Origin of the sequence: Micromonospora sp. WMMD882 (genome assembly GCF_027497255.1) — a bacterium.
In the GTDB taxonomy this organism is placed as follows: Bacteria; Actinomycetota; Actinomycetes; order Mycobacteriales; family Micromonosporaceae; genus Micromonospora.
Genome location: NZ_CP114903.1, coordinates 535,839 through 554,669 on the forward strand (window position 1 = coordinate 535,839; position 18,831 = coordinate 554,669).

An 18,831-nucleotide genomic window follows, 5' to 3' on the forward strand; every position below is an offset into this window, starting at 1 on the left:
CCGTCGACGCGTCACACGGCGAGCAGGCGGCCCTCGGGAATGGCGATCTTCTGGCGGACGACGGCGGCCGGGGCGGCGGTGTGGCGTACCCGCTGGGGTTGGTGCTCGCGGCGGGCGGCGGCGTAGCTGGCGGCGGTGGACGCGGCGATGGTCGCCCAGGCGTAGCGTTCGCCGACCATGGTGCGGGCCCGGCGGGCCACCCGGCGGGCGAAGACCTCGTCGCCGACGAGCTGGTCGACCGCGCCGGCCAGGGCGTCCGGGTCGCTGTGCGGGAAGGTCACGCCGGTCACGCCGGGCTCGACGATCTCGGCGAGGCCGCCGGTGGCGGCGACGGCGAGCGGCGCGCCGGCCGCGGCGGCCTCCAGGGCGACCATGCCGAACGGCTCGTAGAGGCTGGGCACCACTGTCGCGTCGGTGGCGCCGAGCAGCGCGGGGAGCTGGCCCTCGGTGAGGAAACCGGTGAAGCGTACGGTGTCGGCCAGCCCGAGGTGACCGATGCGCTCCCGCAGCTCGTCGCGGTACGGGCCGTCGCCGGCGATCACCACGCGCAGGCCGGGGTGCCGGCGGCGCAGCCGGGGCACCGCGTCGACCAGGTGCTGCACGCCCTTCTCGTAGACCAGCCGGCCGGCGAAGCCGATCAGCGGACCGTCGGCGGCGAAGCGGGCCCGGGCGGCGGCGACCGCCCGGGGGCGGGCGTGCCAGGCCCGACCGTCCACGCCGTTGGGCACCACGTCGACCCGCCCGGCCGGCACGTCGAAGAGGGTGGCGACCTGGTCGCGCATGTACCCGGAGCAGGCGATGACCCGGGTCGACGAGGTGCTCAGCCAGTGCTCGACGCCGTGGATGGTGCGGTTCTGCTCCTCCGGCAGCCAGCCCTGGTGCCGGCCGGCCTCGGTGGCGTGGATCGTGGTGACCAGGGGCAGGTCGAGGTGCTCGCTGATGGTGACGGCGGTGTGCGCGACCAGCCAGTCGTGGGCGTGCACCACGTCGTACCCGCCGGTGTCGGCGGCGCGCAGCGCGGTGCGGGTCAGGGTGTGGTTGAACGCCATCGTCCAGGCGAGCAGGGCCGGGGTGGCCAGGGGGAAGGCCACCGGGTCCTCGGGGGCGCGCAGGATCCGGACGCCGTCGGTGTACTCCTCCAGGGGCGCGCCCTCGGCGTGCCGGGTGACCACGGTGACCTCGTGGCCGGCGGCGGCGAGGGCCACCGAGAGCGCGTGCACGTGCCGACCGAGTCCACCCACGAGCACCGGCGGGTACTCCCACGAGAGCATCAGCACCCGCTGGCGGCGGGCGGGGTGGATGTCGATCACGTCCGCGTTCGGTGACATGCGGCGGCCCCCTTTGAGTTGTCGTCCCCCTGCGTGTGGCGGGCGGCAGTCGTTGCCCCGGCTGCCGCCGCCGCGCCCCGGTCCGGCCCTATCCTGCCGTCGCCGAGCTAACCGGCGGAGACATCGCCGTTGCGGGTGTGTAAAGCGGGCCTATCGGATACTGAGCCTTTACGGATGCCGGGTCTATCGGATCCGGCGTGCGCGCAGCACCTCGGCGACGGACCACGCCTGAAACGGGCAGCCGGTGGCCCCGTGCGGGGGCGTCCCGTCGGCCGTCTCGCTGATCGACCCTAGGCCATACTCGGTCAAATGGGCATCAACGCCCGTGAACAACTCGTCAACTGAAATCTTGCCCCGCCGGCAGGCGTCGGCGTACGGGCCGAGCAGCCACGGCCACACCGTGCCCTGGTGGTAGGCGGTGTCCCGCTCGGCCGGCCCGCCCCGGTGCCGGCCGAGGAAACCGGGGGAGTCGGGGGAGAGACTGCGCGGGCCCAGCGGGGTGAGCAGCCCGGCCGCCACCCGACGCAGCGTCGCCTCGTCCGGCTCCAGCGGCGCGTACGGCAGCGACCAGGCCAGGAGCTGGTTGGGGCGCAGCAGGTCGTCGTCGTGGTGCGGGGCGCCGCCCAGCGGGTACGCCGGCGCCGGCCCGTCCAGCACGTCGTGCAGCCAACCGGTCGGGGACGGGAACCGCTCCCGGAACGACGTGACCGCCCGACCGTGCAGCCGCCACAACCCGTCGGCGTCCCCACCGGCCAGCTCGGTCAGCTCGGCGAGCCCGGCCAACCCGTTGACCCACAACGCGTTGATCTCCACCGGCTTGCCGGTGCGCGGGGTCACCGGCACCCCGTACACCCGGGCGTCCATCCAGGTCAGGGCGGCCCCGGGGGTGCCGCCCTGGGCGAGCAGCCCGTCGGCCGGATCGACGCCGATGCCGTACCGGGTGCCGGCGACGTGCGCGTCCACCACCCCGCGCAGCGCCGGCAGCAGCTCGTCACCGAGGTCGGTGTCGCCGGTGACGGTCACGTGCCGACTGACCGCGTGCAGGAACCACAGCGTCGCGTCGACCGTGTTGTACTCCACCCGACCGGTGTCGGCGGTGTTCGCCAGCATCCCCTCCGACAGCGTCGCCGCGTACGACCGCAGCAGCTCCCGCCCCTCGGCCGCCCGGCCGGTGCAGAGGAACAACCCCTCGTACGAGATCATCGTGTCCCGCGACCACGCGCCGAACCACGGGTAGCCGGCCACCACGTCCGGCCCGGCCGGGGTGCGCACCACGAACGCGTCGGCGGCCAGGGCCAGGGTCGCCTCGACCGCGTCGGCCGGCTTGGCCGCCGCCACCACCGCGCGGTTACGGCGCCGGGCCGTGGCCACCACCTCGGTCGCCGGTGGCGGCGTCTCGTCGAGCCGGTCGGCCCAGGCCAGCACGGAGACCGTGTCCCCGGGGCGCTCCAGCAGGCCGGCGAACCGGCCCGCGTACCAGAGATCCTCCTCGCCGGTCAGGCCGCGCGCGATCTCCTCCCGGTGGCGTACGCCCAGCCACCACTGCCCCTCGGGCGTCCAGTCCGGCCCGGCCAGCCGGAACGCGCCCTCCACCACCACCCCGCCGTCGACCGGCTCCATCCGGGGCGCCGGCCCGTCGGCGCGGCGCTCGCCGTGCGCGTCCCGCCAGGTGCACACCGCCGCCAGCTCCAGCCGCACCGGCCCGCCGGAGACCAGCCGGTGCGTCACCGCCACGCAGGACCGGCCGGGCAGCATCGCCAGCTCCCGCTCGACCACCACGTCGCCGATCCGCCACCGCCAGCGCGGCAGGCCGTCGACCAGGGCGAACCGCTCCAGCAGCTCGTGCCCGCGTGGGTCGACCTCCCCGGAGGACCACTCGTGCGCGCCGAGCCGCGCCTGCCCGCCGGAGGGCAGCAGCACCGCCGCGTCCAGACTGGCCAGCCCCACCCGCCGGCTGGCCGGGGTCTGGCCGGCCACCACCAGCAGGCCGTGGTAACGGCGGGTGCGCAACCCGCTGACCGTGCCCATGGCGTAACCCCCGACGCCGTCGGGGACCAGCCACTCGCGGGTCGCCCCGCCGCCGAGGTCGCCACAGACCTGCGGACCGAAACCGATGTCGATCAACTTTCCTCCAGCAGCGACGTGCAACACGCCACGACGACGGTCCCCGCGGTGGTCAAGTGACCGCGCGGCGTGAAAGATGTGCGGGTGATCACTGACGTGTCGCCTCCCGTCGCGCCGGCTCCCGACGCCGAGCGGGTCCGTCTCGCCCAGGCCGACTCGGGGGAGCAGGACTGGCGCGCATGGGGTCCCTATCTGTCCGAACGGGCCTGGGGGACGGTACGGGAGGACTACAGCGAACACGGCACGGCGTGGGACTACTTCCCCCACGACCATGCGCGGTCCCGAGCCTACCGGTGGAGCGAGGACGGCATGGCGGGCGTGTGCGACGACCGGCAGACGTTCTGCTTCGCGCTGGCCCTGTGGAACGGCCGCGACCCGATCCTCAAGGAACGGATGTTCGGGCTCGGCGGCGACGGCGGCAACCACGGCGAGGACGCCAAGGACTACTGGTGGTACCTCGACTCCACGCCCACCCACTCGTGGATGACCTGGCGCTACCACTACCCGCAGGCCGCCTTCCCGTACGACGAGCTGGTCGCGGTGAACGCGCTGCGCGGCCGGGACGACACCGAGTACGAGCTGGTCGACACCGGCGTCTTCGACGACGACCGGTACTGGGCGGTGACCGTCGACTACGCCAAGGCGTCCCCGACCGACCTGTGCGTACGGATCACCGTCGCCAACCGGGGCGACCGGGCGGCCACCCTGCACGTGCTGCCCACCCTGTGGTTCCGCAACACCTGGTCGTGGGGGCTGCCCGGCAGCGACCGGCAGCCCCGCCTGGTCGGCGCCGAGGCCCGCCCGCCCGGCCGGCGGACCCGGACGACCCGCTCCGACGCCCGGCCCGCCGAGTCCGCGCGGCTGGTCGGTGAGCACCGGGTGCTCGGGCAGCTCGTGCTCGCCGGGGACGGCACGCCGACCCCGCTGCTGTGCGACAACGAGAGCAACGCCGAACGGCTCTGGGGGCTGCCCGGCCGGTCGCCGTACCCGAAGGACGGCATCAACGACCACGTGGTGTCCGGGGCCGACACGGTCAACCCGGAACGCGTCGGCACCAAGGGCGCGCTGCACTACGTCCTGCACGTGCCGGCCGGCGGCCAGCAGGAGATCCGGCTGCGGCTCACCCGCACCGCGCCGCCGCCCGCCGACACCCCGCCGCCGCCGCTCGACCTGGGGGCCGACTGGGAGGCGGTGGTACGGGCCCGGCGGTACGAGGCGGACCGGTTCTTCGCCGGCGTCGTCCCGGCCGCCGCGACCGAGGACGAGACGCTCGTCGCCCGGCAGGCGATCGCCGGGCTGATGTGGGGAAAGCAGTTCTACCACTTCGACGTCAAACGGTGGCTGGACGGCGACCCCGGCTCGTCCCCGCCGCCGGGCCGCCGACACGGGCGCAACAGCGCCTGGTGGCACATGACCAGCTTCGACGTGATCTCCATGCCGGACCCGTGGGAGTACCCCTGGTACGCCGCCTGGGACCTGGCCTTCCACTGTGTCAGCATCGCCCGCGTCGACCCGGCCTTCGCCAAGTCGCAACTGCTGCTCCTGCTCCGCGAGTGGTACCTGCACCCCAACGGGCAGATCCCGGCGTACGAGTGGGCGTTCGGGGACGTGAACCCGCCGGTGCACGCCTGGGCGGCGCTGAAGGTCTTCGAGATCGACGGCGGCCGGGACCACGAGTTCCTCGCCCGGGTGCTGCACAAGCTGCTGCTCAACTTCACCTGGTGGGTCAACCGCAAGGACACCGGCGGCAACAACGTCTTCGAGGGCGGTTTCCTCGGGCTGGACAACGTCGGCCCGTTCGACAGGTCGGCGGCGCTGCCGGTGGCCGGGGTGCTGGAGCAGTCCGACGGCACCGGCTGGATGGCCATGTACGCGCTGAACCTGCTCGACATGGCGATCATCCTGGCCGAGCACGACCGGGCGTACGTCGACGTGGCGACGAAGTTCTTCGAGCACTTCGCCTACATCGCCGCCGCCGCGTACGACCAGGGGTTGTGGGACGCCGAGGACGCGTTCTTCTACGACGTGCTGCGGCTGGCCGACGGGACGAAGGTGCCGCTGAAGGTCCGCTCGGTGGTCGGGCTGCTGCCGCTGGCCGCGACCACCCGGCTCACCGCGGGCACCATGGACCGGATGCCCGAGCTGGGCGCGCGGCTGCGCTGGTTCCTCACCAACCGCCCCGAGTACGCCGACGTGCTCGGCGCCCGCCGGCTCGGCCCGGACGGCCGCAACCAGCGACTGCTGTCCATGGTCGGCCCGGAGCAGGTGGTCCGGCTGCTGGCCCGGATGCTCGACACCGACGAGTTCCTCTCCGAGTACGGGCTGCGCACGCTGTCCCGGGCGCACCTGGATCGGCCGTTCTCGGTGACCCTGGGCGGGCAGGAGTTCAGCGTCGGGTACGAGCCGGCCGAGTCGACCAGCGGCCTGTTCGGCGGCAACTCCAACTGGCGCGGCCCGATCTGGATGCCGACGAACTTCCTGCTGATCAGCGCGCTGCGGGACTACGCGGCGTTCTACGGCGACGACCTCCAGGTGGAGTACCCGACCCGGTCCGGCCGCAAGCACACCCTCGACGAGATCGCCGACGACCTGTCCGCCCGGCTGATCGCCCTGTTCACCCGGGACGACTGGGGCCGGCGGGCGATCTACGGGGCGTGTCGGATCTTCCAGACCCACCCGGACTGGCGGGACCTGGTGGCGTTCCCGGAGTACTTCCACGGCGACAACGGGGCCGGCCTCGGCGCGTGGCACCAGACCGGCTGGACGGCGCTGGTCGCCGACCTGATCCTCACCCTGCGCCGCTGACCGGCCGGGGGCGGAAACCGGGATGAGCGCCGGCCCCCGCGCCCAGTACGGTGTGCCCGGTCCGGTCGACGGGAGGAGCGGGGGATGACGCAGACGCGACAGGAGAACGGCAGGGTGCTCGTCTTCGACGCCGACGACACGCTCTGGGAGAACAACGTCCTCTTCGAGCGGGTCATCGACGACTTCCTGACCTGGCTGGACCATCCCACCCTGGACCGGGTCGAGATCCGGGCCATCCTGGACGACATCGAACGCGCCAACACCGTCGCGCACGGGTACGGCAGTCGGGTCTTCCTGCGCAGTCTCGGCGAGTGCCTGGAACGGCTGCGGCGGCGCCCGGCCACCGTCGAGGAGCGCGGGCGACTCGACGAGCTGGTGACGGCCCTGGTCACGCACCAGGTGGAGCTGATGCCGGGGGTGGCTGAGACGTTGGACGCGCTGGCCGCCCGGCACGAGCTGCTGCTCACCAAGGGCGACCGGGAGGAGCAGCAGCGCAAGCTGGACGCCTGCGGACTGCTGCCGCACTTCCGGGCCGCGCACGTGGTGGCGGAGAAAGGCGTCGACACGTACCGCTGGCTGATCCGCGAGCACGGCTTCGATCCGGCGGTGGCCTGGATGATCGGCAACTCCCCGAAGTCGGACATCCTGCCGGCCCGGGCCGCCGGGATGAACGCGGTGTTCATCCCGAACGAGAACACCTGGGCGCTGGAGCACGACGAGCTGGATCCGGGCGACCCCCGCGTGTTGCGCCTCGCCACCTTCCCCGAGCTGCTGCGACACTTCTGAATGACAGCGTCGGCGACCGTCGCGGCGTCACACCGACCTGCCGGCGGACGGCATTGAGATTGATCACCATTGCGCCCGGTCGGCACGCCTTGTCCGGACGATCGTCGCGCGCCTAACCTTCTCCCGTGTCGACGGTCCGTCGGGGCGGGCCGGCGACACGACCGGAGCCCGGTACGGCGCACCGTGGAGCTGAGTGCGCGCGGGCCGCTCCGTGCCCCGCAGCCTGCTGTCGAGGGACGTGTCAGGTCGCGGGGGACCGGGTGGCGGAAACCGCCGCCGGACCGGACGCCCGGTGGTCAGGACCGGGGAGTTGCGGACCCGGTCCTGACCGACTCCTCCGTACGGCGGACGCCCCGGACGCGCTCGGTGCCCCCGGGGCGCCCAGTGCCCCCGGACGCGCTCAGTCGGCGTCGCCGCGGACGATCGCCACGGCCACCCGGCAGAACTCGTCCATGTCGGGAGAGAACCCCGCGGCGATGTCGGGATGCAGCCCGGAGCGGGTCTCGTCCAGCAGCCGCTGACACACCTGCTCCACCGGCTCACCGGCGTAGTCGGCCCGGACCCGGTCGGTGGCGGCCCGCAGCGCCGAGGTGAGCTGGGCCTCCAACGGCCCGCGCAGTTTCTGCTGTACCGGGTCCAGCCCCCTCGGGTCGAGGGTGACATGTGGCTCCGACATCGGCGCTCCCTTCGTCGGCGTCCGCGTACCCCGCCGCGGACGGCGGTCAAACCACGGGCGACGCCTCCGCCACCCGTACCTGGTAGGAGAACTCCTCGGCCGGCTCCTCCACGTACGACAGGCGGCGGATCTGCCGGTCGTCGGTGTAGAGGGCCACGTCCACCAGCACGCCGAGGTGGGCGAGGCCGATGGTGGCGATCCGCTTCTTGTCCGCCAGGACGGCGCAGATCCCGCCGAGCAGGGTGCTGGCGTCGGAGGTGCGGTGCCCGGGCGGGCAGCGCAGGGTCAGGTCGATCTCGACCGGCCCGGTCAGCGGGGTCCAGCCGGTGCGCTGGGCGGCGGTCAACGCCGCCTCCAGGAGAGCGCGGACCCGGGTGGCCTGCCGATGACCGGCGGCGAAGATCGACAGGGCTTCGGTCTTGACCGGTGGCAGGCCGCTCACCTCGAACGTCAGGGCGAGAGCGCGGGTGTCCTGCACGACGGCACCTCCTCGTGGGACGATCCTGCCCGAGCGGACCCGTGGGAGTGAGGCGTTCCCACGACAACCCCCCGATCGGGCCGGACGGGAGCCGGCCGAGGGTGGATCGACGACGACGGCGACGCCCCCGGCCGCGGTGACAGAACACGCTAGTGCACGACCACCTGCTCTCGGTAGTCGCCACGGTCACCGACCGGGCGGAAAGCGGCGCCGTTGCGCGGAGCGCGGCGCCGGGCCCGCTCAGTGACCGGGCGCGAAAGCGCAGAACTCGTTGCCCTCCGGGTCCGCCAGGATCCACCAGCCGATGTCGTCGTCCGGCTCGCGCAGCAGGGACGCGCCGGCGGCCACCAGCGCCGCGCAGTCGGGGCCGGTCAGGTCGACGTCCCAGTGCATCCGGTTCTTGACCGTCCTCGGCTCGGGCACCGGCGCGAAGACCCAGTGGTCCCAGGGGAAGCCGGCCCCGCCGACGACGGAGGTGACGCCGCCGTGGCCGTGGTCGACCCGGCCGCCGACCACCTCCGCCCACCAGGTGGCCTGCGCGACGGCGTCCCGGGCGTCGACGACCAGCTCGAACGGGCCGGCGGCGCGGCCCGGCCGGGAGGCGAACGCGCAGAACTCGTTGCCCTCCGGGTCGGCGAGCACCCACCAGGGGGCCTCGTCGTCGGGCTCGCGGACCAACCGGGCGCCGGCGGCCACCAGGGCGGCCGGGTCCGGCCGGTCCAACCGCAGGTCCAGGTGTACGCGGGTCTTGGCGGCGCGCGGCTCGGCGACCCGGTTGACCCAGATCGACTCCGGGCCGGGACGTCCGGGCCGACCGTCGACCCGGACGTCCCCGTCGCCCAGATCGACCACGTCGCCGCCGAGCGTCCGGGCCCAGAAGGCGCCGAGGGCGGGCGGGTCGAGGGCATCCAGGCAGAGATCCTTGAACCGGGCGATCACCGGCCCATCATGCCGCCTGCCGACCGGCGCCGCAGGGCGCCCCTCCTTGGCCGCACGTCAGCGACGGCCGCGTTTGATCTCGTGGAAGGCCGGCATCCGGACCAGGGGGAGCAGCGAGTCCCAGAGCAGCAGGGCGTCGTCGCGGTCGGGCGCCTCGGTGACGATCGGGCCGTGCACACCCCGCTCGGCGTCCGGCACCATCAGCACCGGGGAGCCGATGTCCGGGCCCGCCGAGGCGTACGCCTGCGCGTGCGACTCGCGTACCGCCTCGTCCCAGCTTTCGTCGTCGAGGGCCGGCGCGGCGTCCCCGAGGCCGGCCGCCTCGACGGCGGCGGTGACCGCCTTGTCGGCGAGCGGGTCGCCGACGTCGTGGCTGCGGGCGCCGAGCTCGGCGTAGAACCGGGCGACGTCGTCGTGGCGGCCGGCGGCGCGCAGCGCCTCGACCAGCCGCAGCGCCCGGGAGCTGGCGGTCATCATCTCGGCGAACTCCGGCGGGGTCGCGCCGTCGTTGAGGATGGCCAGGCTGAACGCCCGCCACTGGATGCGCAGCGCCCTCGCCTGTCCCACCGTCACCAGCCACCGTGAGGTGCGCCAGGTGTGGGGGCAGGCCGGGTCGAAGAAGAAGGTGACGTCCATCGACCGAGCGTAGTCGCCCGGAGATCCAATCGCAGTGGACGGCGGTTACCGCCGGTATATCCGGTTGTCGAGCCGCTGCTCAGTCGCCAGGTTTCGCCGTTCGACGTTACGGGCAGTGAGGGGCCACGAAACGCCCGGGATGACGTCGGATCCGCGACCAGACGCCTGTCCCGCTTGTTCTCGCCGCGCGCCGGGGCGCGGTCCCTTCCCCCGGCAGGTCGCCGTAGGAGAGGGGAGGGGCGATGAGCGAACCTGACGGCGCCGGCGTCCGGCGCCGACCACGGGCCCGGGCGGTGGCGGTGGCCGCCGCGTTGACGCTGCTGGCGCCGACCGCCGCCGCGTGCGGTTCGGGCGGGGACGAGGGTCCTCCGACGATCAACCTGTACTACCCGTTGGAAACGAACATGGAACAGGTGGTCGCGAACTGCAACGAGCAGGCGCAGGGCCGCTACCGCATCGCGTTCCGGGTGCTGCCCCGGGAGGCCGACGAGCAGCGGGTGCAGATGGTCCGGCGGCTGGCCGCCCAGGACACCGGCATGGACGTGCTCGGCCTGGACGTGACCTGGACGCAGGAGTTCGCCAGCGCCGACTGGATCCGGGAGTGGACCGGCGAGCACGCCGCCGACGTCGAGCAGGGCACCCTGGAGGGCCCGCTGGAGACGGCCCGGTACGAGGGGAAGCTCTTCGCGGCGCCGAAGAACACCAACGTCCAGCTCCTCTGGTACCGCGGGGACCTGGTGCCGGAGCCGCCGCGCACCTGGGACGAGATGATCGAGCAGGCCCGCGCGCTGAAGGAGCAGGGCCAGCCGCACCAGGTGTTGACCATGGGCGCGCAGTACGAGGGCCTCGTCGTCCTCTACAACACCATGGTCGCCAGCGCCGGCGGTGAGATCGTCAACGCCGACGGTGACAAGTCGGTGGTCGACGACGACGCGGTCCGGGCGCTCGACCAGCTCAAGCGGTTGGCCACCTCGGGCGTGGTCTCCTCGTCGTTCAGCAACTCGACCGAGGACCAGGTCCGGTTGGACTTCCAGTCCGGCAACGGGGCTTTCCAGATCAACTGGCCGTTCATCTACCCGGCCCTGCAGGAGGCCGATCCGGAGCTGGCCAGGCAGGTCAAGTGGGCCCGCTACCCCGGCGTGGACGCGCAGACCCCGAGCAAGGTGACCATCGGCGGGTTCAACCTCGCGGTCAGCAGGTACTCGGAGCACCCGGAGGAGGCCTTCGAGGCGGCCCGCTGCATGCGTAACGCCGAGAACCAGAAGGAGTCCGCGATCAAGGGTGGGGTGCCGCCGACCATCGAGGCGGTCTACGACGACCCGGAGATGGACGAGGCGTACCCGATGAAGGAGACCATCCTGGAGGAGCTGAAGGACCCGGCGGTCCGGCCGCTCACCCCGGCGTACCAGAGCATCTCGACGCTGATGTCCGCGATCCTGTCGCCGCCGTCGCAGATCGACCCGGAACGCACCGGCGACGAGCTGCGGTCGTCGATCGCCGACGCCCTGGAGTCGAAGGGGGTGCTCCCATGAGCGTGAGGAGCGAGCCGGTTCTGCGAGCCCCGCAATCGCGAAAGAAGGTGGCGCTGTGAGCGTTCCCGCCACGCCCGCGGGCGCCGAGGTGGCCGCGGAGAGCGCCGACAAGCCGGACGGCAGGCACGCCGCCGTCCCGACCCAGCGCTCCGGCTCCGGCCGTACCGGGAAGAAGTCCCCGCTGAGCGAGAACAAGAAGGCCGAACGGAAACTGGGCTGGCTGCTGTGCGCGCCGGCCGCGCTGGTCATGCTGGCGGTGACCGCGTACCCGATCCTCTACTCGGTCTGGCTGTCGTTGCAGCGCTTCGACCTGCGGTTCCCCGACGAGCGGGAGTTCGTCGGGCTGGAGAACTACGTCACCGTGCTGACCAACGAGTTCTGGTGGACGGCGTTCGGCGTGACCATGCTGATCACGGTGGTCACCGTCGCCGTCGAGCTGGTGCTGGGCATGGGGCTGGCGATCATCATGCACCGGACGCTCGTCGGCCGGGGCATCGTCCGGACGTCGGCGTTGATCCCGTACGGCATCGTCACGGTGGTCGCGGCGTTCTCCTGGCGGTACGCGTGGACGCCGGGCACCGGCTACCTGGCGAACCTGTTCGGTGACGGCGCGCCGCTGACCGAGCGGGCCAGCTCGCTGGCGATCATCATGCTCGCCGAGATCTGGAAGACCACCCCGTTCATGGCGCTGCTGCTGATGGCGGGTCTGGCCCTGGTGCCGGAGGACCTGCTCAAGGCGGCCTCCACCGACGGGGCGACGGCCTGGCAGCGGTTCACCAAGGTGATGTTGCCGGTGATGAAGCCGGCGATCCTGGTGGCGCTGTTGTTCCGCACCCTCGACGCGTTCCGCGTCTTCGACAACATCTACGTGTTGACCGCGGGCGGCAACGAGACCTCGTCGGTGTCGATGCTCGCCTACAACAACCTGATCCGGGGGCTGAACCTCGGCATCGGGTCGACGATGTCCGTGCTGATCTTCCTCACCGTGGCGGTCATCGCGTTCGTCTTCGTGAAGCTGTTCGGTACCGCTGCCCCGGGCAGCGACGACGGGGAGAGGCGCTGAGATGGCTGACACCACCCGCGCGAAGGTGCGCTGGGGTCTGCTGGACGTCATCGTGGTCGTCTTCGCGCTGATCCCGGTGCTGTGGATCGTCTCGCTGTCGTTGAAGACCCCGGCGACGCTCACCGACGGGAAGTTCATCCCGCAGGAGTGGACCCTGGAGAACTACCGGACGATCTTCTCCACCGACCAGTTCGTCCGGGCGCTGATCAACTCGATCGGGATCGCCCTGATCGCCACGTTCATCGCGGTGGTTCTCGGCGCGATGGCCGCGTACGCGATCTCCCGGCTGGACTTCCCGGGCAAGCGGGCCCTGGTCGGGGTGTCCCTGCTGATCGCGATGTTCCCGCAGGTCTCCCTGGTGTCGCCGCTGTTCGAGATCGAACGGCAGCTCGGCATCTTCGACACCTGGCCGGGGCTGATCCTGCCGTACATCACGTTCTCGCTGCCGTTGGCGATCTACACGCTGTCGGCGTTCTTCAAGCAGATCCCGTGGGACCTGGAGAAGGCCGCGAAGATGGACGGCGCGACCCAGGGTCAGGCGTTCCGGCGGGTCATCGCCCCGTTGGCCGCGCCGGGGTTGTTCACCACGGCGATCCTGGTCTTCATCTTCTGCTGGAACGACTTCCTCTTCGCCATCTCGTTGACCTCCACCGAGCGGTCCCGCACGGTGCCGGTGGCGTTGTCGTTCTTCACCGGCGAGTCGCAGTTCCAGGACCCCACCGGGGCGATCTGCGCGGCCGCCGTGATGATCACCATTCCGATCATCCTGTTCGTCCTCTTCTTCCAGCGTCGCATCGTCTCCGGCCTGACCTCCGGCGCCGTCAAGGGATAGGTGAACCATCGTGGCTGACATCGTGCTCGACAAGGTGAGCAAGAAGTTCCCGGACGGCACCACCGCCGTACAGGACGTGGACCTGGAGATCGCCGACGGCGAGTTCGTCATCCTGGTCGGCCCCTCCGGCTGCGGGAAGTCCACCACCCTGAACATGATCGCCGGGTTGGAGGACATCAGCTCCGGGGAGCTGCGCATCGGCGGCCAGCGGGTCAACGACAAGGCCCCCCGGGACCGGGACATCGCGATGGTGTTCCAGTCGTACGCGCTCTACCCGAACATGACCGTCCGGGAGAACATGGCGTTCCCGCTGCGGCTGGCCAAACTCGACAAGGAGACCATCGACAAGAAGGTCGACGAGGCGGCGAAGGTGCTGGAGCTGACCGCGCTGCTGGACCGCAAACCGGCCAACCTCTCCGGCGGGCAGCGGCAGCGGGTGGCGATGGGCCGGGCCATCGTGCGCCAGCCCAAGGCGTTCCTGATGGACGAGCCGCTGTCCAACCTGGACGCCAAGCTGCGGGTGCAGATGCGTACGGTGGTGTCCCGCCTCCAGAAGCAGCTCGGCACCACCACCGTCTACGTCACCCACGACCAGACCGAGGCGATGACCCTCGGCGACCGCGTCGTGATCATGCGGGGCGGCGCGATCCAGCAGGTCGGCCCGCCGCAGGAGCTGTACGACAACCCCCGCAACCTGTTCGTCGCCGGGTTCATCGGCTCACCGTCGATGAACTTCCTGCACGCGGCCGTGGAGGACGGCAAGCTGCGGACCGCCCTGGGTGACGTGCCGATCGGCGAGCGGATGCGCCGCGAGCTGGAGGGCGCCGACGCACCCCGGGAGCTGATCCTCGGGGTACGGCCGGAGCACTTCGAGGACGCCGAGCTGGTCGACGACGACACCCGGCGGCGGGGCATGGAGTTCGAGGCCCCGGTGGACATCGTCGAGTCCATGGGCTCGGACAAGTACGTCTACTTCACCGTCGAGGGGGAACAGGCCAGCGCCGCCGAGCTGGAGGAGCTGGCCGCCGACACCGGCGCGGACTTCGCCGGGGCGGGCGGCAACCTGGTGACCCGGCTCTCCGCCGAGTCGACGGTGAGCGAGGGCGAGAACCGGCGGGTCTGGTTCAACCTGGAGAAGATCCACCTGTTCGACCCGACGACCGGCCGCAACCTCACCCTGCACGAGGGCCGCGCGGCGGGCGCGCTCGCCGACTGACGCCCTTGTGGACGGGGGCGCCCGCCCCGTGCCGGGCGCCCCCGTCCGTGTGCCGGGCCACCTTCCCCGGCCCGACCCTCCTGGATGTCGATCCTGTCCGGTCCGTGTGGAAGTCGGATGGAAGACCGGTTGCGGCGGCCGATCCGGCTACCGTTACCCCGGTGCCCGTCCGCCCGCGCGCGGACGTGGAGCTCTGCTGCCCGGTCCGGGGGGAGTCGGTGGGAGGGGTGGTCGCGATGCTGCGTGTCGGTGTGCTCGGCCCGATCGAGGTGAGCTTCGACCAGCGGCCGGTGCGCCTGGGGCCGAAACTCGTCGAGTTGTTGTCCGTGCTGCTGGTCGAGGCGGGCTCGGCGGTGCCGGCGGAGCGGATCGTCGAGCTGCTGTGGGGGGACCCCGCCCCGGAGGGGGCCCGGGCGACCCTGCGCAGCCACGTGTCACACCTGCGTCGGGCGTTGCCGCCGGCCGACGCGACGGCCGGGCCGGTGCTGGTGACCGTCGGCGGTGGCGCGGGCGTGGCGTACCGGCTGGACCTGCCCTTCGACGCGGTTGACGCGGACCGCTTCGAGCGGCGGGTGGCGGAGGCCCTTCGGCTGCTCGCCGCCGACGAGACGGACCTGGTGGAACGGGCCGCCGTCCTGCTCTCCGAGGCGCTGGCGCTGTGGCGGGGGCCGGCCTTCGCCGACCTGGCCCGCCGGCCGTTCGTGCTGGCCCGGACGGCCCGGCTCGACACGGTACGCCGCTCGGCCCGACGCGCCCACGGGGCGGCCCTGCTCACCCTCGGCCAACCCGCCGAGGCGCTCGGCGGGTTGACCACGCTGCTGGCCGAGGACCCCTACGACGAGGCGGCCCGGGAGTTGCTCGCCACGGCGCTCTACGCCGACCACCGGGTCGACCAGGCGGCTGAGGTGTGCCGTGCGGGCCTGCGGCTGCTCCACGACCGCGGGCTGGACGCTCCTCGCCTCGAGGAGCTGCAACGCGACATCCTGCGCCGTCGCCTGCCGGCGCCGGCGTTCTCCGCCCGGGAGCCCAAGCCGGTCGTGCCGGCGCTGCTGCCGCCCGACCCGCCCCGACTGGTCGGGCGGTCGGCGGAGCTGGCCCGGGCCACCCGGCTGCTGGCCGACGCCGCCGAGCGACCGGTGACGTTGCTGGTCTCCGGGCCGGCCGGCGTCGGCAAGACCTGTTTCGCGCTGCGACTGGCGCACTCCGTCGTGGCCGCCTTCCCCGACGGTCAGCTCCATATCGACCTGCGCGGGTTCGGCCCGGACGCGGTGGCGGTGGAGCCCGGCGAGGCGGTCCGGGGCTTCCTGGACGCCCTCGGGGTGCCCTCGGCCCGGATCCCCGCGACCCTGGAGGCGCAGACCGCCCGCTACCGGTCGCTGCTGGCCGGTCGGCGGATCCTGGTCGTGCTGGACAACATCGCCGACGTCGACCAGGTCCGTCCCCTGCTGCCCGGGACGCCGGGCTGTGCCGTGGTCGCCGTCAGCCGTAACCGGTTGGCCGGGTTGGTGGTGGCCGACGGCGCCGAGCAGATCCGGCTCGACCTGCTCGACGCCGCGGATGCCCGGCTGCTGCTTGCGCGCCGGCTCGGCGCGGACCGGCTGGTCGGGCAGTCCCGGGCGGTGGACGACATCGTGGCGTCCTGCGCCCGGCTGCCCCTGGCCCTGGCGGTGGTGGCGGCCCGGGCGTCCACCCACCCGGACGCGCCGCTGCGCGTCTTCGCCGAGGAGCTGCGGATCGGACGGGACCGGCCCGACCTGGACGCGTTCGACGGCGGCGACCCCGGCACCGACGTGCGGGCCGTGCTGTCCTGGTCCCGCCGCCGGCTCAGCGGCCCGGCCGGTCGGCTGTTTCCCCTGCTGGGTCTGCCCGCGGAAGCCGAGATCAGCGTGGCGGCGGCGGCTAGTCTGGCCGGTCAGCCGGTCCTGCGGGTACGTCCCGCGCTGCGGGAGCTGGTCTCGGCGCACCTGGTGACCGAGCCCCGGCCCGGCCGGCACGGCTGCCACGACCTGCTGCGGGCCTACGCCGGGGAGCTGGGCCCGGCGCGGGGCACGGCCGAGCGGCGGGCGGCGCTGCGGCGGCTGCTCGACCACCACCTGCACACCGCGCTGGCCGCGGACCGGACGCTGTGGCCCACCCGTGATCCGCTGTCGCTGCCGGCGCCGGCGCAGGGGGCGACCGTCCTCGGGTTCACCGACCGACAGGCCGCGCTGCGCTGGTGGCAGGAGGAGCACGCGGGGCTGCGGTCCCGGCTGGAGCAGGCCGTTCAGGAGGGCTTCGACGACCAGGCGTGGGCGTTGTCCTGGGCGGCGATGAATTTCCTCACCCGGCAGGGGCACTGGCACGACCTGCTCCACGTCGGACGGATCGGCGCCCAGGCCGCCACCCGCACCGGCGACCCCGTCGCGATGGCGAAAACCTGCCGGGAGCTGGGCGGGGCGTACGTGCGGCTACGCCGGTTCGACGAGGCGCGCGCCGAGTACGTTCGGACGTTGGCGCTCTGCCGCGACCTCGGTGACCTGGTCGGCGAGGGGTTCACCTGGCGCTGCCTGGGCTGGTTGGCGGAGGAGCAGGGCGAGCTGGCCGAGGCGCTGCGGCACGACCAGCGGGCCCTGGCGTTGCTGCGGCGGGCCGGGCACGAGCGGGGGGTGAGCTACGCGCTCAACTCGGTCGGCTGGTGCCACGCCCAGCTCGGCGCGTACGAGGAAGCCGTCCGCCACTGCCGGGAGGCGCTGGAGCGGCTCCAGCGGGCCGGGGACCGGATCGGTGAGGCGAGCGTCTGGGACAGCCTCGGCTCCGCCTACCAGCACATCGATCCACGGCGGGCGGTCGACTGCCACCAGCAGGCGCTCGCGCTCTTCGTGGCGCTCGGCGACCGGATCCAGGAGGCGTACTCGCTGCGCCGGCTCGGCGCGGCCCAGCTCGCCGCCGGCGACCCGGACGCGGCGGTGGACAGTTGGCGGCGGGCGTACGGCGTCTTCGCGGCGGTCGAGCATCCCGAGGCCGGGCGGCTGGCGGCGCTGCTGGCCCGACACGGCCAACCGGAGACCGCCCCCACGGCGGACGGGCACCGGGCCGTCCCGGTGGAGTGAGCCGACGGGAACCCGACCGGCCGAAAGGTTCGTCAAGCGTCGATGTCTTGGTAGCGTCGGAGTACCGCCCCACACCGCCGAGGAGGCCGCCTACCATGTCTCGCCGGATGTCCCGCCTGGCCGTGCTCGCCCTGGCCGTGCTGCTCGCCACGCTCGCCGCGCCGGTCGCCCCGGCGGCGGCCGTCGTCCCGCTGCCCGCGCCGGGGCAGCCGGTCGCCTCCCAGGTGACCGCCACCGGCGCCGTGCTCACCTGGACCCGGCCCGACGGGCCGGTCTGGCGCTATTCGATGAAACAGCTCGTCGACGGTGAGTGGCAGGGGTACGCCTCGATGCCCTTCACGTCGTTCACGCTGGCCGGGCTGACCCCCGACACCGAGTACACCTTCGCGGTCTACGCCGCGGCGTTGTACGGCACCGACTACGGCACGAGCCCGCTGTCCGAGCCGGTCACCTTCCGCACGCTGCCCGCCCCGCCCGTCGACCAACCCTGAGCCGCCCCCTGATCGCGCTCCGCCCGGCGCTGCCGTAGGCGGAGCGCGATCCCCCGTTCAGGTTCGTCGGCGGTGGGCCGGGGGCCCCACCGTTGCCGCTGGAAGCAGCATCGCGCCGGGGCGGTCGGCCGGCGCCCGGCCGCCGTGGAACTTGCGGAAAACTTGAGGACAAACCGATCGATGCCGGTCAGCCCGGATCGCGCCGTCGGTCAGAGCCGCTGGTGCATCACCAGCAGGTCGACGTAGCGGCCGTCGGGGAGCCGGAAGCCCTCCGGGATCCGACCGACGACGTCGAAGCCGAGCGAGCGCCACAGGCGTACCGCCCGGGTGTTGGTCTCGACCACCGCGTTGAACTGCATCGCCCGGTAGCCGTCGGCGCGGGCCAGGTCGAGCAGGCGTCGGCCGAGCGCCCGTCCGACGCCGCGGCCGGCGGCGGCCGGGGCGACCATGAAGCTGGCGTTGGCCACGTGCGCGCCCGGCCCGCCCTGGTTGGGCAGGAGCTTCGCCGAGCCGAGCACCCGCTCGCCGGCGCCGGCTCGGGCCCGGCCCCGGTGGCCGTCATGGTCTCCGTCGCCGGGCCGGTCGACGGCGACGACCGTACGGGCCGGGGGTGGCGGCAGCCACAGCGTCCGGGCCGTCGGCTCGTCCACGTCGCGGGGCCAGGTGTAGGTGTCCCCGGCCGCGACGATCTCCCGCAGGAAGGGCCAGATCCGCGGCCAGTCGTCGGCGGTGGCGTCCCTGATCTGCACGCCGTCGAGCATGCCAGTCACGGGGCGGGGCGGGCGAGCCGGTTTGTCGCCCGGGACACCGGGTAGTCGACTGAGTTGATCCACTTC

At 73.0% G+C, this 18,831-nt stretch carries 15 protein-coding genes; 8 read left to right on the forward strand and 7 right to left on the reverse strand.

Features of this window, described 5'->3' with window-relative positions:
- Nucleotides 1–11: 11 nt before the first annotated feature.
- Both O7606_RS02320 and O7606_RS02325 read right to left on the reverse strand, forming a co-directional pair.
- Nucleotides 12–1,328, reverse strand: a complete 1,317-nt coding sequence (locus tag O7606_RS02320; protein ID WP_281597315.1) for a glycosyltransferase family 4 protein — start codon at nt 1,326–1,328, stop codon at nt 12–14.
- Nucleotides 1,329–1,511: 183 nt separating this feature from the next.
- Nucleotides 1,512–3,452 (reverse strand): amylo-alpha-1,6-glucosidase, encoded by a 1,941-nt coding sequence (locus tag O7606_RS02325; protein ID WP_281597316.1) that lies wholly within the window; start codon nt 3,450–3,452, stop codon nt 1,512–1,514.
- An 84-nt stretch (nt 3,453–3,536) separates the two neighbouring features.
- On the opposite strand from O7606_RS02325, the gene O7606_RS02330 reads away from it, so the two are divergent.
- Both O7606_RS02330 and O7606_RS02335 read left to right on the forward strand, forming a co-directional pair.
- A complete protein-coding gene (locus O7606_RS02330) occupies nt 3,537–6,257 on the forward strand; it encodes a glucosidase (protein ID WP_281597318.1) in 2,721 nt (906 codons plus the stop codon).
- Nucleotides 6,258–6,341: 84 nt separating this feature from the next.
- Nucleotides 6,342–7,043 carry an HAD family hydrolase gene (locus tag O7606_RS02335; protein WP_281597319.1) on the forward strand — a complete coding sequence of 234 codons (702 nt, stop codon included), beginning with the start codon at nt 6,342–6,344 and terminating at the stop codon, nt 7,041–7,043.
- Nucleotides 7,044–7,443: 400 nt separating this feature from the next.
- Here O7606_RS02335 and O7606_RS02340 read toward each other — a convergent pair whose 3' ends face one another.
- The 4 genes from O7606_RS02340 to O7606_RS02355 form a co-directional block, all read right to left on the reverse strand.
- Nucleotides 7,444–7,719 (reverse strand): hypothetical protein, encoded by a 276-nt coding sequence (locus O7606_RS02340; RefSeq protein WP_281597320.1) that lies wholly within the window; start codon nt 7,717–7,719, stop codon nt 7,444–7,446.
- Between the two features lie 46 nt (nt 7,720–7,765).
- Entirely contained in the window at nt 7,766–8,197 is a 432-nt protein-coding gene (locus O7606_RS02345) for a hypothetical protein (protein WP_281597321.1), read from the reverse strand.
- A 240-nt stretch (nt 8,198–8,437) separates the two neighbouring features.
- Entirely contained in the window at nt 8,438–9,136 is a 699-nt protein-coding gene (locus O7606_RS02350) for a VOC family protein (RefSeq protein ID WP_281597322.1), read from the reverse strand.
- Between the two features lie 57 nt (nt 9,137–9,193).
- Nucleotides 9,194–9,772 carry a DsbA family protein gene (locus tag O7606_RS02355; protein ID WP_281597323.1) on the reverse strand — a complete coding sequence of 193 codons (579 nt, stop codon included), beginning with the start codon at nt 9,770–9,772 and terminating at the stop codon, nt 9,194–9,196.
- A 242-nt stretch (nt 9,773–10,014) separates the two neighbouring features.
- On the opposite strand from O7606_RS02355, the gene O7606_RS02360 reads away from it, so the two are divergent.
- The 6 genes from O7606_RS02360 to O7606_RS02385 all read left to right on the forward strand — a co-directional run bounded on the left by O7606_RS02360 (nt 10,015) and on the right by O7606_RS02385 (nt 17,995).
- Entirely contained in the window at nt 10,015–11,304 is a 1,290-nt protein-coding gene (locus O7606_RS02360; protein ID WP_281597324.1) for an ABC transporter substrate-binding protein, read from the forward strand.
- A gap of 55 nt (nt 11,305–11,359) precedes the next feature.
- Nucleotides 11,360–12,367 (forward strand): sugar ABC transporter permease, encoded by a 1,008-nt coding sequence (locus O7606_RS02365; protein WP_281597325.1) that lies wholly within the window; start codon nt 11,360–11,362, stop codon nt 12,365–12,367.
- Nucleotide 12,368: 1 nt separating this feature from the next.
- Nucleotides 12,369–13,199: a carbohydrate ABC transporter permease gene (locus O7606_RS02370; protein ID WP_281597326.1), complete on the forward strand. Its 831-nt coding sequence runs from the start codon at nt 12,369–12,371 to the stop codon at nt 13,197–13,199.
- Nucleotides 13,200–13,209: 10 nt separating this feature from the next.
- Entirely contained in the window at nt 13,210–14,415 is a 1,206-nt protein-coding gene (gene ugpC, locus O7606_RS02375; RefSeq protein WP_281597327.1) for a sn-glycerol-3-phosphate ABC transporter ATP-binding protein UgpC, read from the forward strand.
- A gap of 161 nt (nt 14,416–14,576) precedes the next feature.
- Nucleotides 14,577–17,504: a BTAD domain-containing putative transcriptional regulator gene (locus O7606_RS02380; RefSeq protein ID WP_281597328.1), complete on the forward strand. Its 2,928-nt coding sequence runs from the start codon at nt 14,577–14,579 to the stop codon at nt 17,502–17,504.
- Between the two features lie 107 nt (nt 17,505–17,611).
- Nucleotides 17,612–17,995, forward strand: coding sequence for a fibronectin type III domain-containing protein (locus O7606_RS02385; RefSeq protein ID WP_281597329.1), 384 nt, complete (start codon nt 17,612–17,614; stop codon nt 17,993–17,995).
- 209 nt (nt 17,996–18,204) lie between these two features.
- Here the strand turns inward: O7606_RS02385 and O7606_RS02390 are convergent, their stop codons facing one another.
- Nucleotides 18,205–18,744, reverse strand: a complete 540-nt coding sequence (locus tag O7606_RS02390; RefSeq protein ID WP_281597330.1) for a GNAT family N-acetyltransferase — start codon at nt 18,742–18,744, stop codon at nt 18,205–18,207.
- Nucleotides 18,745–18,831: the final 87 nt, after the last annotated feature.